15 protein-coding genes and 1 tRNA gene are annotated in these 14,944 nt (G+C 41.5%); 8 read left to right on the top strand and 8 right to left on the bottom strand.

Going from position 1 to position 14,944, the window contains the following annotated elements; all coding sequences use genetic code 11:
• Positions 1 to 19: 19 nt before the first annotated feature.
• A complete protein-coding gene (locus A37S_RS26305; RefSeq protein WP_051293141.1) occupies positions 20 to 1,567 on the bottom strand; it encodes a hypothetical protein in 1,548 nt (515 codons plus the stop codon).
• A gap of 490 nt (positions 1,568 to 2,057) precedes the next feature.
• Between A37S_RS26305 and A37S_RS0112945 the strand changes: the two genes are divergently transcribed.
• Genes A37S_RS0112945 through A37S_RS0112935 form a run of 3 tightly spaced genes read left to right on the top strand, consistent with a single transcriptional unit; the run spans position 2,058 to position 6,456 of the window.
• Entirely contained in the window at positions 2,058 to 5,063 is a 3,006-nt protein-coding gene (locus A37S_RS0112945) for a sensor histidine kinase (RefSeq protein ID WP_169719494.1), read from the top strand.
• 11 nt (positions 5,064 to 5,074) lie between these two features.
• Positions 5,075 to 5,716, top strand: coding sequence for a response regulator (locus A37S_RS0112940; protein WP_028297356.1), 642 nt, complete (start codon positions 5,075 to 5,077; stop codon positions 5,714 to 5,716).
• Positions 5,717 to 5,733: 17 nt separating this feature from the next.
• The gene (locus tag A37S_RS0112935; protein ID WP_028297355.1) at positions 5,734 to 6,456 is read left to right on the top strand and encodes a LytR/AlgR family response regulator transcription factor; all 723 of its coding nucleotides are present in this window, start codon (positions 5,734 to 5,736) and stop codon (positions 6,454 to 6,456) included.
• Positions 6,457 to 6,544: 88 nt separating this feature from the next.
• On the opposite strand, the gene A37S_RS0112930 is transcribed toward A37S_RS0112935, so the two are convergent.
• From A37S_RS0112930 to A37S_RS0112920, 3 genes are read right to left on the bottom strand one after another with little or no spacing between them, the layout of a single operon-like run.
• Positions 6,545 to 6,805 carry a DUF6952 family protein gene (locus tag A37S_RS0112930; protein WP_028297354.1) on the bottom strand — a complete coding sequence of 87 codons (261 nt, stop codon included), beginning with the start codon at positions 6,803 to 6,805 and terminating at the stop codon, positions 6,545 to 6,547.
• On the bottom strand, positions 6,786 to 7,100 hold the full coding sequence (locus A37S_RS0112925) for a thioredoxin family protein (protein WP_028297353.1): 315 nt from the start codon (positions 7,098 to 7,100) through the stop codon (positions 6,786 to 6,788). The genes A37S_RS0112930 and A37S_RS0112925 overlap by 20 nt, the downstream gene beginning before the upstream one ends.
• 18 nt (positions 7,101 to 7,118) lie before the next feature.
• Positions 7,119 to 7,757, bottom strand: coding sequence for a peroxiredoxin (locus A37S_RS0112920; protein WP_028297352.1), 639 nt, complete (start codon positions 7,755 to 7,757; stop codon positions 7,119 to 7,121).
• A gap of 295 nt (positions 7,758 to 8,052) precedes the next feature.
• On the opposite strand from A37S_RS0112920, the gene A37S_RS26700 reads away from it, so the two are divergent.
• A complete protein-coding gene (locus A37S_RS26700; RefSeq protein WP_084163894.1) occupies positions 8,053 to 8,328 on the top strand; it encodes a GIY-YIG nuclease family protein in 276 nt (91 codons plus the stop codon).
• Positions 8,302 to 8,373 (top strand) — tRNA-Arg (locus tag A37S_RS0112910). The genes A37S_RS26700 and A37S_RS0112910 overlap by 27 nt, the downstream gene beginning before the upstream one ends.
• A 149-nt stretch (positions 8,374 to 8,522) precedes the next feature.
• On the opposite strand, the gene A37S_RS0112905 is transcribed toward A37S_RS0112910, so the two are convergent.
• Positions 8,523 to 9,419 (bottom strand): flavin reductase family protein, encoded by an 897-nt coding sequence (locus A37S_RS0112905; protein ID WP_028297350.1) that lies wholly within the window; start codon positions 9,417 to 9,419, stop codon positions 8,523 to 8,525.
• 643 nt (positions 9,420 to 10,062) lie between these two features.
• Between A37S_RS0112905 and A37S_RS0112900 the strand changes: the two genes are divergently transcribed.
• The 3 genes from A37S_RS0112900 (at position 10,063) to A37S_RS0112890 (ending at position 11,711) form a co-directional block, all read left to right on the top strand.
• Positions 10,063 to 10,491 (top strand): DUF3788 family protein, encoded by a 429-nt coding sequence (locus A37S_RS0112900; protein ID WP_028297349.1) that lies wholly within the window; start codon positions 10,063 to 10,065, stop codon positions 10,489 to 10,491.
• A 14-nt stretch (positions 10,492 to 10,505) separates the two neighbouring features.
• Positions 10,506 to 11,222 carry a DNA alkylation repair protein gene (locus A37S_RS0112895; RefSeq protein ID WP_028297348.1) on the top strand — a complete coding sequence of 239 codons (717 nt, stop codon included), beginning with the start codon at positions 10,506 to 10,508 and terminating at the stop codon, positions 11,220 to 11,222.
• Positions 11,223 to 11,330: 108 nt separating this feature from the next.
• Positions 11,331 to 11,711 (top strand): nuclear transport factor 2 family protein, encoded by a 381-nt coding sequence (locus tag A37S_RS0112890; protein ID WP_028297347.1) that lies wholly within the window; start codon positions 11,331 to 11,333, stop codon positions 11,709 to 11,711.
• Between the two features lie 172 nt (positions 11,712 to 11,883).
• Here the strand turns inward: A37S_RS0112890 and A37S_RS0112885 are convergent, their stop codons facing one another.
• The 3 genes from A37S_RS0112885 to A37S_RS0112875 all read right to left on the bottom strand — a co-directional run bounded on the left by A37S_RS0112885 (position 11,884) and on the right by A37S_RS0112875 (position 14,912).
• Positions 11,884 to 12,807 (bottom strand): helix-turn-helix domain-containing protein, encoded by a 924-nt coding sequence (locus tag A37S_RS0112885; RefSeq protein ID WP_036602426.1) that lies wholly within the window; start codon positions 12,805 to 12,807, stop codon positions 11,884 to 11,886.
• Positions 12,808 to 12,980: 173 nt separating this feature from the next.
• Positions 12,981 to 13,865: an SgcJ/EcaC family oxidoreductase gene (locus A37S_RS27775; protein ID WP_211229791.1), complete on the bottom strand. Its 885-nt coding sequence runs from the start codon at positions 13,863 to 13,865 to the stop codon at positions 12,981 to 12,983.
• A 48-nt stretch (positions 13,866 to 13,913) separates the two neighbouring features.
• On the bottom strand, positions 13,914 to 14,912 hold the full coding sequence (locus tag A37S_RS0112875; RefSeq protein WP_245586377.1) for an SDR family oxidoreductase: 999 nt from the start codon (positions 14,910 to 14,912) through the stop codon (positions 13,914 to 13,916).
• Positions 14,913 to 14,944: the final 32 nt, after the last annotated feature.

Raw genomic sequence — 14,944 nt, 5'->3', positions numbered from 1 at the left:
CATATTTCGCCGTTTTTCGCTAGTCGCGTAGTTTCAACTGTACCTTCAGCGTTTCGTAATCGTCCAGTTTTAGATTGGCTGATGCATCCCCCCCTCCGGGGATCCCCCCAGGGATAAGGACATAGCGGTATTGGTAATCATTCAATCTTACACCGCCAGATGTGGTTAATGCAATTGCTGCAACCCGTGCTCTATAACCTATCCCATATTCACTTGTAGAAAACCATCCCTCACGCAATTGGAACACCTCCCAAGTACCATGATTATCTGCACGCATGTAAACCGATATTTGTCCTCTGTCCAATATTTCTTGAGTCAATGCCGGAGCAGAGATCGTATGATTATAAACAGGAGTATCTCCAGAAGCTCCTACCGTAATCCAATCGCTATAAATCACATTGGCCGTGCCGGGAGGACCTTGCGGGCCTCTCAGGTTGACGGGCGTACCCCAGCCAGAGGATGTCTTGGGTCCATAGAAATCGGCATTGCTCCTATCGAAATAGAAATCGCCCACGCGGCCCAATGCGGTGGCAGGAGCCGAGGTACCACTTAAGATCTGCGAGCCAGCGGCGCCAGTTGCACCGGTAGCGCCCGTTGCACCTCGCAAGCTTGTTGGCGTACCCCATCCGGATGCCGTTTTGGGACCATAAAAATCGCCCGTGAGCGACCTGAAGTAATAATCACCAATATTGCCTATGGCTGCCGTAGGTACAGCAGCACCACTGATGATGGTCGATCCATCCGCCCCAGCAGGGCCCGTAGAACCCTTCAGGCTAGTTGGTGTCCCCCATCCAGAGGCAGTTTTAGGGCCATAGAAATCGGCATTGCTCCTATCGAAATAGAAGTCGCCCACACGGCCCAACGCTGCGGCAGGGGCCGAGGTACCACTTAAGATCTGCGAACCAGCGGCACCTGTGGCCCCAGTAGCCCCTGTTTCGCCAGTGGCTCCTTTCAGGCTGGTCGGTGCACCCCATCCAGATGCAGTTTTGGGGCCGTAGAAATCTCCAGTAAGCGACCTAAAGTAGTAATCGCCAATTTTGCCTATGGCTGCCGTTGGCTCCCCTGCCCCACTGATGATCGTCGATCCGTCGGCACCGGCAGGCCCCGTTGCTCCTCTCAAACTTACGGCCGTTCCCCAACCGGCATCGGTCTTTGGACCGTAAAAATCACCGTTGTTGCGGTTGAAATAGAAATCGCCCACACGACCAAGCGCCGTTCCTGGCGCCGTTGTTCCGCTATAGATTTGTGAGCCCGCGGCTCCGGTCGCACCCGTTGGTCCTGCTACACCGGTGGCTCCGGTAGCTCCTTTCAGACTGGTAGGCGTACCCCAACCGGTTTCTGCCTTTGGGCCATAGAAATCGCTGGTAGTTGTTCGGTAATAATAATCCCCAATGCTACCTAAACTATTTTCGGGTACGTCCGTGCCACTGTAGATAATGGAACCATCTGCCCCTGCCTCTCCCGCTTCCCCGCGGGGACCTACTGCACCTTCCTTGGTACAGTGCGTTAAAGAAGCTACAATGAAAAGAGCGAATAAACAACTTTTGAAAGTATTGAAAGCTTTCATAAACAGTAAGATTTTAAGTACACAATTGTTATATTATTCCAATCAGTCTCTCTCGATTAGAATATGTAAGTATCACATAAGGTCAATAATATCGTCATCTGTAAATTTTGCACCTTAAGCCGTACTCTTAACAGCCTAAACTATGATATATTCGGCTTTCAAATCATGAAATTGATTCGGCTAGGCCTTTCGGCTATTGAACAACCTCTTTTAATGAGTGAACTGGATCGGGATATAAGTGCTATTCCTACAAATTGGATATTTAACGGTTATCATCATCTTCCAAAAATAAAATCGAAGGAAAGAGCGTGCAATACACCAAAAGGCGTAATTTTATGGACTTGGTGCTAGCTTAAAAATACGCTTTTTAGGGTATGTGTAAATAATTAATACTGAATATTTTTGTATTTGATAAACAAACAGCTTAAGTATAATGGACAATTGGCAGACCATATTCCGGTTTTCAGCGATAATATATGTCGTCCATTTCATGACATGCGCTGTCTACGCCCAGTCGCTCCCCAATTTATATTTCAAGCACCTAAATCAAAGCAATGGATTATCGGACCCCAATGTCCGCTCGCTGCACGAAGATAAATACGGTTTTCTTTGGATAGGGACCTTCAATGGTTTGAACAGGTTTGACGGCGCAAACTGTGTCAACTTTCACAGTAGCCCTATAGATAGCCTCAATCTTCAGGGCAACAACATCATCCATATTATCGAAGACAGAAACTCCGATCTTTGGATAGGTACACAAAAAGGTTTGTCTAAATATAATTATAGGTACAACTCCTTCAAATATTTTCAATTCTTCGGAACGGACCAGCAAAAAACATATTACTATGCTTTCCCTTTTTACATTGATCATCTTGAAAAACTCTGGGTTCACCTAGCGGGAAACAATTATGTTTTTGACGAGCGAAACAACCACCTGCAGTTCATCACCGCCTTTTCCAATGGAAATACGTTTGTCAACCAACGTTTTTATAAAACGCTCAAATGGTACGTTACAAAGGCACCTAAAGGCATATTCGTCAACTACATGAACGGCTATCAGGAAAGAAAGGTAATGCCGTTTTTTATGAATGCAGAAAAAGCCGTAGGTCCGCCCGCCACCATAAACCATGTATATATCGAATCCGACAGCCTTGTATGGCTTGCTGGAGAGCTGGGACTCATTGCCCTCAACCCGATATCCAGAGAATACAGCACCTATTCAGCCCATGCTAAGGCAGATAATTTAGTGGCCACGTGTGTATATCCGTACCCGGATAGTGATTGGCTACTTGTTGGAACAGATGGAGAAGGACTTCTCCTTTTCGACAAAAAAAAACAAGCTTACATTGCGCAATATAAACACCTTTATAACAACCCCAATAGCTTAGCAGGAAATCATATAAAACAGATCTATATAGATAGCAAGCAAAATCTTTTCGTTGCCTTACAGAATAACGGACTGGATTACACGAACCTCAATCAAATCATTTTTCCGCATCTACTCTCCAAGGAAGATGCCCTCAAATTAAATACGGAAAATGATGTCACTGCCATATACCAAGCAAAAAACGGCGATATTTGGTGTGGGACTAACAACTCAGGTATCCTTATTTATGATGAAGACATGAAAACTGTACTGCATCATGTATTGGCCAAGGAAGGCGTAAAAAGCATTGTACCATTTGGCGATCAGAAATTGATTATTGAACTAAAGGGAAATTCGTTCCTCATTTATTCCCTTCTGTCTAAAAGCTTCACCCCGGTTGCCATAAGCAGCTCTATTAGCAGCATGGGAAGCCTGTCGATCAATCAGTTCTTAAAAGACAAAAGCAGCAACAAGCTCTTTGCGTGTACGGAAAGTGGCATTGCCGAAGTTCTAAACAAAAATGACACTACCCTACATTTGCTATTATATGACCATATCAATGACAAGATGGAATGGCCCAACGTGAGCCAGCTCATCCAACTTCCCAGCAAAGACATCTTAGTTCAAGCGTATTACACCAATTTATATCTTTTCAGACAACAAGGTGCGCAATACAAGCTGATCAAAGAGATTGCCCGTACGCCCTATAACATCAATGGTTCGGTACTAATGGACAACATGCTTTATTTGTCCACAACCTCCGGCCTCCTAACTTATGATATCAAATTACAGCAACTAGCCGAAACGCCTTTACTATCATCTTACTGTACAGGTATAGCAAAAGACAATGACGGTCAACTATGGATAAGCAGCAACAATGGCATCTATTGTTACAAACCGAAGGAAAACACCTTCCGCAACTATGGCGAAGCCGAAGGGCTACAAGGACCTACCGCAAATGTTGGCACGATGCAGTGCCTATCGGATGGAAAGATCATCATAGCTGGCAACAACGGCATTAATCTCTTCAATCCCAAAGACATAAACCCTCTGGACCTGCCGTTTCGTACATTAATAACGCGAATAAGCATTAACGACAAGTTTTTTTCACACGGCATCAATCCCATTCTCAATCCCAGGCTAAACCTGGAGCATAATGAAAACACCATTACTTTCCAAATTGTGCCCGTGGAGTTCCAAAATGCAACTCATAGAAAGCTAAGCTATCAAATGCTTGGCTATGACGAGTTCCCTGTGGAAATCACCGGCGCTTCCGAAGTGCGATACGCCCAAATGCCTTATGGAGAATACGTTTTCAGCGTGAAAAGTGCAGAAAATACCGAAGCAACTCTAATGCATATCAGTATTGCGCCCCCCTATTGGAAAACAACTTGGTTTATAGCTATTTGCGTGATTATCCTTTCGACATTGGCTGTCTTGGCAATCTATTGCTACGGAAAATGGATCAAAAACCAGCAGTTGCAGCAGCTACGGATCATGATAAACTCCCAGGAAGAAGAGCGAAAACGGATAGCAAGCGATCTGCATGATGATTTCGGTGCACGCCTATCTTCACTAAAGCTCTATATCCAGGCTGCAGCTAAGGCCGTTCCGGAAGCGCACCGAGAGACACACAAGCAAACCACTCAATTACTTGATCAGGCAATAGCAGAGCTACGCAATATCCTCTTCAACCTTAGCCCAAAAACCCTGGAAGAAAATGGACTGGCGGCAGCTATCAAGGACTTGGCCTCCAACATAGAAAGACTTACGGGTATAGAAATGGAAGTAAATACCGATACGCATTCTGCGCAGCTGAAGAAAACGGTACAATATGCACTTTACAGAATATGTCAGGAATTGATCAACAATACCATTAAGCATGCTTCTGCTACGCACATTTACATTTCATTGGTATATAGAAATGATAGCCTAATATTTCTATACGAGGACAATGGCGTCGGCTTTCAGATCGATAATGTTAAAAAAGGATATGGTCTTACGAATATACAAACCCATGCGCAGGCTATTTACAGTGAACTGAGCATCGATAGTAGCTTGGGAAAGGGACTCGCTGCTACATTAACGATCCCGTTAACTGCCATTGACAAAACTAATTCTAAAACCTAAACGAGTGATTTATGAAAAGTATACTCATTGCAGATGATCATACCATGTTCATTAATGGATTAAAACTTCTGCTTTCTACAGCTAGCAACTACCGCGTAGTGGCTACCGCCCACAATGGCCAAGAGGTACTTGATCTGCTCGAACACGAGTCTGTAGATATACTGCTATTGGATGTAAATATGCCCATTTTGAATGGGTACCAGACTACACTGCAAGTGAGCAAACGGCATCCCGATGTCAAAATCATTATCCTTTCCATGCTGGCAGATGAGCTTAGCGTAAACAAATTGATTGATGCAGGAGCCAAAGGTTATCTTTTTAAAAATGCTGACGAGGAAGAGCTCTACGAAGCCCTCGACACCGTATTGGAAGACCGCTTTTACATCACCAAGGAAATAAGGGAAAAAATACACATTTCGGCTGGAAGCAATCGCGCAGACAAAAACAAGTTGCCCAACCTCTCTAGCCGAGAGGTAGATATCGTAAAGCTCGTGGTGGAAGGTTATACAAATACCGAAATAGCCGACAAACTCTTCCTCAGCGTACGAACGGTAGATACTCACCGTAAGAATATCTTAGCTAAGTTGAGGTTAAACAATACCGCTTCATTGGTAAGGTATGTAATTGAAAACAAAGTTTTTTTTGGACTTTAGGCAAAGTGACAAACACCATGATAAAGGCAGTCATATTGGACGATGAAGAAAGGGGGGCGAAGCTACTGCTCCATAAGCTTAATTTGGTTGAATCACAACTGGAAGTGATGGCAATATATACAAGCTCAATAGAAGCCCTCAACCCGCTACGCGAATTAAGCATAGACGTCCTCTTTTTGGATGTGGAAATGCCCGTCCTCAACGGCTTTCAATTTCTTCAGGCATTGGGAACATTTCAATTTGAAGTGATATTCGTAACTGCCTATGACGCCTATACGTTACATGCCCTGCGCATAAACGCGCTCGATTACCTGCTCAAACCCGTAGATATAGAAGAATTGCGTGGTTCCATAGAACGCCTAAAACAACGTCTTCAAAGTAAAACCAAAGTAGGAAATACTCCCCACCTTCCAGAACGCCAGCGCATAGCCCTTCCTACCATGGAGGGTATACATCTAATCAAAAAAGACGATATTATACGCGTGGAGGCTATGAGTAACTATAGCGTGTTCTACCTTTCCGACGACCGAAAAATCGTCGTATCGAAGACCCTAAAGGACTATGAACAACTACTGGGCAACGATGTGCTGATACGGGTAAATAGATCAGTCATTGTAAACCTGGACCATGTAGTCAAGTACCGAAAGGGTGATGGTGGAACTTTAGTGCTTACCGACAGTATGGAAGTGGAGGTATCTACCGCAAAAAAGAGCCTGTTGCTGGAAAGGCTTTTCGGTTAACTCGGTTTCATGCGACCACCTTAATAGCAAAAAAGGACAGCCTTGAAAAGACTGCCCTTTTGTTTATTAGGTCTTTGTTGTCTATCAACTAACCTTTGTCAATGGATCCAAGTACGCGCTTCATAAAGGTATTCAGTGCATCCTTCTGGCTAGCACCTTCACGAATAAGTTTATTCACCTCTACTGCGCCATACATGTTAGATATCAACTCGCCAATGACATCGAGTTCCTCGTCCTTAAGGGATGACAATTCAGTAAGATTTTCTAAGGTCTCTATTGTTTCCAAGACATAATCTTCGTCGTTGTCCTCTATGAATTGAACGAGGTGCTTAATTACTGGTAACTTCATTTACTAATGATGCTAGGGCCTCCAATTTATTTGTTTGTATTTGATTGACCAATTTACCGTTTTTGAAAGCAGCAAAGGTGGGCAGATTGCTCACATCCGCCAGCTTCCTCGATTCGGGGAAATTTTCGGCATCAGCTATTACAAATGGAACACTTTCGTTCTCGGAAGCCAATTTTTTAAATTTTGGTTTCATAATCCTACAGTTTCCGCACCAAGACGCGGCATATTGTACCAATACCACATCGTTGCTGTCAACGATCTCTGCCAGATTATCTTTTTCTAATTCTTTCAACATAATTTTAAATCTCCTCTTTTAGTGCGAAGCCAAATAACTAGCAACTCCAGTACGGTCGGCATTCATGGCATCCTTGCCTTCTTCCCAGTTTGCTGGACATACTTCGCCAAATTTTTGTACGTGTGCGTAAGCGTCAATCAGCCTCAAATATTCCTTTACGTTTCTACCCAAGGGCATATCGTTCACGCTTTCATGGAAAATCTTACCATCTTCGTCTACCAAGTAGGTAGCACGATAAGCCACGTTGGAACCTTCCAAGATCACTGAATCGAACTCTTCGCTGTACTCTGCCTTTTGAACATCCAAAATACCCAATACGTTAGACAGGTTGCGCGTAGTATCTGCCAATATAGGATAGGTAACACCTTCGATACCGCCATTGTCCTTAGCCGTATTCAACCAAGCGAAATGTACTTCATTGGTATCGCAAGAAGCGCCGATGACAATTGTATTGCGTTTTTCAAATTCTGGCAAAGCTTCTTGAAAAGCATGCAATTCGGTTGGACATACAAACGTGAAATCTTTTGGATACCAAAACAACAATACTTTTTTGCCTTTATTGGTTGCCTCTTCAAAGATATTGATCTTCAAATCGTCACCCATATGATCCATCGCATCTACCGTAATATTTGGGAATTTTTTTCCTACTAAACTCATAACTGTATTATTTAATTTGATAAATGAATATTTCTTTTGTTTTTTACTGCCACAAATATACGACTAGTGTATCAAAAACACTATCATTAATCACTATAGACATATAGATAAAAATTATAATAACAAACAAACAAAATAAACTCTCTTGATAGAAAGCTTAAATCTCTAAGTTTTTTCATTCTGTGCGTTATCTACTGTTATAATAATGCTTATATTTGTGCCACTTTTTGACGGCCCTGTAGTTCAACGGATAGAATACCTGCCGGCAGGCAGGGAAGTTTCCTAAACTTTAGATATGGGAATATATTATGTATATGCCTTGAGGAGTAAAAGAGACGGAAGAATATATGTTGGGTTTTCTAGTGATGTCGAAAGGCGCTTGGTGCAACACAATACTGGAAAAACAAAATCTACCAAGGGACATATTCCTTGGCAATTGGTTCATATAGAAGAGATTGCAGATAGAAGTGCAGCAAGAGAAAAAGAAAAACACTATAAATCTGGTATAGGTAAAGAATTTTTAAAATCTTTGCAGACAGAAAATGGCCCTGTAGTTCAACGGATAGAATAGAAGTTTCCTAAACTTTAGATATGGGTTCGATTCCCGTCGGGGCTACTAAACAGGATAAATGAAATAAATTTTCGTTTGTCCTGTTCTTTTTTTGGAGTAATCCATTGTTTATCTAAAAGATTTGGTTTGATAAAATATAGGCTATGAAAGATAACGAGCCATTTGCTTGTTGATGGATAAAATGGTGGCCGAAGCTACATCAATAACACTTTCCAGGCATCCATTACGCGGCCGTTATCTAACAAATGTTTGGCTTTTAAATGCAGGCGTAGGGTGCGGGTGTGGCTGTCAATGGCACCATCAAGCAGTTCTTTCATTTCATCGGTTTTGCCAAAGGCTTCTACCTCCTCAACAGATGGTAGCGTTTTAACAAGCCCCAATAACCCCAGGTTATTCCCGGTTAATACGTTGGAGTTTTTAACCTCTTTAGGAAAAGCATCTACGCCGATACCTATTCCGGCATAATCTATTGGTTTGGAAATTTTAAATAAATTATCGCTGCTTACCCTACAATACCAATCACCGCCTAAACGAGCCACCAGATCTATTTTATGAGGGTCTATTCTGCCATTAGCATCCAAAATATCTTCATTGATATGAATCCGTTTCACCTCTGCAATAACCAAATTACCTGCTCCTCCGTTTTTCCCTAACGATATCACATCATTCACTACACATTCCAATTGAACGGTCGATTCCGCTACCCTGGGTGGCTTTACCGTCTCCGAAGCCAATTCAGTAAACCCCGCTTTCGAAAACTCATTTACTTCTCTTGGATAATCTTTACTAGTTAAATAGGCCTGTTGAACCATATCATAGTTCACAATATTAATCACACATTCAGGTATTTCCAAAACGTTTTCAAGCGTATGCTTAGCGGTGTTGTCCCGCGCCCTGCTTGTCGGCGAAAAAACGCATATCGGTGGATTGATACTAAACACATTAAAAAAACTAAACGGACTTAAATTAACCTCGCCGTTTTTATCAATAGTGGATGCAAAACATATCGGCCGGGGTGCAATGGCATAGTGCAAATAACCTTGCATTTCGGCTGGTGTTAATGATGACGCATCAATAGTTTTTAACCTCATTCAAATTTTTATTAATGTGAGTTTGGCATAAGAAAAGTATACAAAAGAACGGAAAGGGCATATCCCCTACCGTTTGGCCTTTGCGATCTTCCTACGCATCATCTGGTTGTACAAGTCGTGTTTCAGGCCTTTAGCTCATTGTCGTCCGCTCCCCTACGCTTCAATGCCAGCAGGGCCATGAGCACGCAAACGGCAAAAGGATTGGGGTTGGCCCGTAACGCTTCCTCGTCCTACACGATGATCTTATAAAGATGAAAATTCAAAAAACAATAAATTGTTTTATTTCTTCGTGGATCATACTAAACGCATATTTCTATCTCTTACCCAGCTGGCACTGATATTAACGGCATTGGGATTTTCAGAGCGATCAAAAGGCGTTCAGTAGATTATTCAAAAGCAGAACCGAAATGTCGCCTTTGGAGTTCAGACTGTCGTTTAACTGACGGACGAACAAATAAAAGCCTGTGTTGCCAATAAGGGTTTGGTGTAATGGCAGGGTGACGTGCTTCGTATGAAAATTATTGCTAAATTTGAACAGCGTGCTTCGTATAAAGTGTAGTGCTGAAAAGCCCCCACTACGCCAAGTAGCCGACCGTTATAGGCAATCCCAAAAGAGCGACCATAAAAATCATAATCCAACAAAATGAAAGAAGAAACACCTAAACAACTTCTCAGAAATCCGGAACATAAACCTGATGATATTTTATTTAAGCGTGTTCTTGATAAAAACATTTTTGGGGTTATGAAAAAAATCAACCAAACTTTTTCTATGGCAGATATCGCCTTTGAATGGAAATACTATAAAGACGGAAAAGCGTGGTTAGGAAAAGCTACTTACAAAAAAAAGACCTTGGTCTGGATTTCGGCTTGGGAAAATTTCATTAAAGCAAGTTTTTACTTTACAGAAAAAAACCGACCGACTGTACTAAATTTAAACTTTGACGAAGCAATTAAAACTTCATTCGCTAATAGAGAACCTGTTGGAAAACTCATTCCGTTAACCGTAGATATAAAAGATGAAAAAACGCTGCAAGACTTTATTATTCTGCTCAATCATAAAAAGAACCTTTGATAAAAATAAGCGGGATGAAAGAGAAATTTATAAAAGAGCTTAGAACAGCTTTGCTAAATAATGCAGACCTTGCAACACGGAAGTCTTCAAGCCGTTTTTTCAAAAAGGGAGACGAAGCGTTAGTATATGGCGTAAAAACTGCAGAAGCAAATAAAATTGCAAAAGAATTTTGGAAACAGGCAAAATCATTTTCAAAAGAAGATGTTTTCGCAATTTGTGAAAAATTATGGAAATCCAGATATCTTGAAGAAGCAATTATAGCTTGTCAATTCACAGAATCATTAGAGAAACAATATGAGCCAACGGACTTCGGGGTTTTTGAGCATTGGGTGAATAATTATGTCAACAATTGGGTTGACTGTGACACGCTGTGCAACCATACTATCGGAACATTTATAATGATGTATCCCGAATATATCAGCGAATTAAAGAAGTGGGCAACATCGTCAAATCGTTGGACAAAGCGAGCATCTGCCGTAACACTTATCATCCCTGCAAGAAAAGGATTATTCCTGAAAGAAATATTTGAAATTGCCGATATATTACTTTTAGACAAAGATGATTTAGTCCAAAAGGGTTATGGCTGGATGTTAAAAGCAGCGAGCGAAAGTAACCAGGAAAAAGTATTTGACTACATCATATCAAAAAGAGAAATAATGCCACGAACAGCTCTTCGTTACGCTATTGAAAAAATGCCAAAAGAGCTGAAAATTGAAGCAATGAAAAAATAGAGACGGAGTATGGTTTACTGACGGACTTCTATCGTCTTTTTAAATAAATGTTAGAAAAAATAATTACGGGCAGGCAATCCAACAAACGAAACGACAATAAATAAGAATATGGACAAAACAGAAATTACCAGAGAAAATGTCGCCGAAGCAGAAAACAAACTTTTTTCGGCTCAACTTGTGAGCGATGTGGACATTCTTGACCAGCTATTGCACGATGATTTGGTTGCAGTGGCACCGACAGGACAAATTTTAACTAAAGAAATGGACCTGAACTCACATAAAGCGAAAACAATGGTTATTGAAGACGCCTCAACAGAAATTGACGACATCAAAATAACGGGCGACACTGCTCTTTCAATTGTTACCATGATAGCGAAGGGAAAAGTGATGGGAACGCCAATAGAAGGAAAATTCAGATATTTTAGAGTTTGGAAACGCTTTGACGACACATTGAAAGTTATTGGAGCAAGTTTTATGCAATTACCTTGATTAGAAGTGGACAAATGACACTACCCGTAACAGCGGTTTTAAGTCAAGCGACAGACGATCTTCGTTTGAAAATTGTGCTAAATTTGAGCTTTCGGCTTCGTACGGAAGTTTCCATGTAAACAACCCGCCCGAACGCCGGGCCCGGCCTCAATAGTCCCTTTTTGCTACTTTTTCAACTGAACGATTGCCTGAATTCCAAAGGCGATTGTTTGGTTTTGTTCCTAAACAATTTATTGAACGATTGTGGATGTTCGAAGCCCAATTGATAGGCAATTTCCCCAACCGATAAATTGGTTGTGGAAAGTTTTTCTTTGGCTTTCTCTATCAGTTTTTGATGGATGTGTTGCTGTGTTGTTTGCCCCGTCAACACCTTTAGTAAGGTACTTAGATACTTAGGAGAAATGTTTAGTTCTTTAGCGAGAAACTGCACGGTAGGAAGACCTTTGGAAATGAGGTTGTCACTGCTAAAATAATCTGTTAATAAATCTTCCAAACCGTCCAGGATATTGTGGTTTGTTATCTTACGTGTTAAAAACTGACGACGATAGAACCTTTCGCTATAACTGAGTAATGTTTCAATCTGGGAAATGATAATCTGCTGGCTCAGATCATCAATATTGGAATGATATTCCTGCTGAATATTTTGAACGATTCCATTGGCCAGTTGTTTCTCTTTTTCTGAAAGAAACAAAGCCTCATTCACCGCATAATCAAAGAATTCGTACTGTTTAATGGTTTTGGCAAGTGATGTATTCCACAGAAAATCCGGATGTATGAGCAGCATCCATCCAGAGCGCTTTGTTGTAACTTCTAATTCAGTTTCGATCCTAAAGACTTGATTGGGGGATATAAAAAACATAACCCCTTCGTCAAAATCATACGCTTGTTGCCCGTATTTCATTTTGAAGTCTATTCCGCTTTTCAGTGAAATCTGGTAGAAATCAAATATCCAATTGACATCATTCATATTAGTTGGGCGTTCAACCTTACTAAAATCTACCACGCTGATCAACGGATGCTCGGGTGGTGGCAGTCCCCTTGAACGGTGAAATTCAGTGATTGTTTTTATCCGTGTTGGTTTTGTATTTGCTGCCATAGCATAAATTTAAAACTGTTAACTAATTCTCCATTATATTCTTTTTAAACCATTAAGGAATGAAGGGACATTAAGCGAAATTCTAAAAGTGGTTGCTACTATTTTTTCTTAATAATCTTAACTCCTTAATGGTTCAAGAATACCCAACAGATGACTATTAACCTTTTCTTACGTTATTCTCCATCAAATCGTTTGATAGCTTCAGGCGTTACTGGTGTAAAAAAATTAATAAGATTTCCATCTGGGTCACGGAATAGCAATGACCTGTTCCCCCAGGGCATAGTAGTAGGCTGCTGTACAAGATTGCTTTGTAGAAAATCTTTGAGTTTGGTATAAGTTTCATCCACATCTTTTACCCTGAATTCTATGATGACAGTTTGGTTTTGTGCCGCTTTGGCCACTTCATCACCACCAAAAAATTGCATAGTACCCGTACTTCCTATTGCCAATGCGGCTGCGTCGGTTTTGAATTCGGCAAAATCGGGAGTGAACTGAGTGGCCTTTATTCCTGTGATATGTTGGTAAAAATCTACCATTTTTTTTACGTCGCCCGTTATAATCCTTGTTGAAAGGAAATCCATAGTATTTGAATTTTTAGCGATCAAGTTAGAAATCTTATTATCTGTATGCAAACCCATATTGTGTATGACGCTGATTAGCCATTCCCCATTCATCTCGGTGGCTACGAAGTTCATCAGACCTGCTTCATTAGGTGCTTCTTTGCCATCCGGGAGTTTTACGCCGTTCATTTCCCACCAGGCATCCACGGTAGCTACGTCCTTTTTTATAAACCGGATTTCGGTTTTGGTAATGGTTACATGCGATTCCTTAAATCGGGAAGCAAATGCTGGTTCGTGATGGGTTTCTATCTCGGTGCGCCCTATAAAACGTTGACCACGTACGTTGGTAAAGTCGGCATCTTCTGTAAAAAAAGCTGCGAATATTTTTGCATCGTGCCTATTCCACGCATCGGCAAATCGTGTTGCTAGTTTTTCAACTGCCGCTTCATCATTTTTTGAAGCAGAAACATTGGATTGTGCTCGAGAAAATATTGTCATTGTAAGGGATATTAATAGGATGAATAGGTACTTCATTTTGTTTCGGGATTAAAAATAGTTTTCTTCCATATCTTCCAATAAGCCGATATGCGTCGGTTCCCAATCCAACAGTTCTTTTGTTTTTTGATTAGTTGCATAACTGTCAAACCGTATAAAGCGGCCCATCCAATCAAAATGGCTGTCAATTTCTTCATCTTTCAATGATTTTATGGGTACATTGAGCTTTTCACCAATCAACAAAGCCATATCCCTTAATGCTATGCCATTATCGCCAATCACATTATACACAGCGCCCTTAGCAGATTTTTCTACCGCTAAACGAAAAGCTCTGGCCGCATCCAGACGATGTACAGATGACCAGCGAATATTGCCCTCGAGATAAGCGGCAACGCCTTTATTACGTGCTAGTTGAATTAGAAATGGCACAAAGCCTTTATCACCTTTATCATGGACAGACGGTGGAAAACGAACGACAGATGCATGGACGCCTTTTTCCGCCAATGCCAAAGCCGTTGCTTCAGAAAGCCGTGGTGAATTTGCTGTACTGCTCTCTTCCGTGATCGCTCCTTCTATCGGCTCCAATCCCAATATACCCGCAGTGACTACAATCGGTTTGGCTGTGCCAAGCATTGCTTGGCACATTGTATTGATAGCGGTCTTATCCAATTCACTGGCTTTCAGGTAATCAGTAAAATCATGAGAAAACGCAGCGTGGATGACACCGTCAGCCTCTGATGCACCTTGCTTCAAAGTATCCAGATCTTCAAGGCTTCCCATCAATACTTCTGCACCTGCTTCGCTGACAATTTTTGCAGATTGCTCCGAACGTGCCAAACCAATTACCTGATGTCCTGCGCTTAATAATTCTTTCACTACGGCAGAGCCGACAAATCCGGATGCACCTGTTACAAATACTTTCATTTTTTGTTCTTTTAATTCGACAATGCAAAACTCCGCACAACTTAGCAAACCGATGTAGCCAAAAGGCGGATTGTAGTAGCCAAAAAGTACAGGCGAAGCATTGAACTCCACCTGATGCCAATACAACTTGGCAGCACGGGCTTTGTTAGTTCTTGTTG

This window comes from Olivibacter sitiensis DSM 17696, from assembly GCF_000427965.1.
Classification (GTDB): Bacteria; Bacteroidota; Bacteroidia; order Sphingobacteriales; family Sphingobacteriaceae; genus Olivibacter; species Olivibacter sitiensis.
This window is presented reverse-complemented; position numbering and strand designations above follow the sequence as displayed.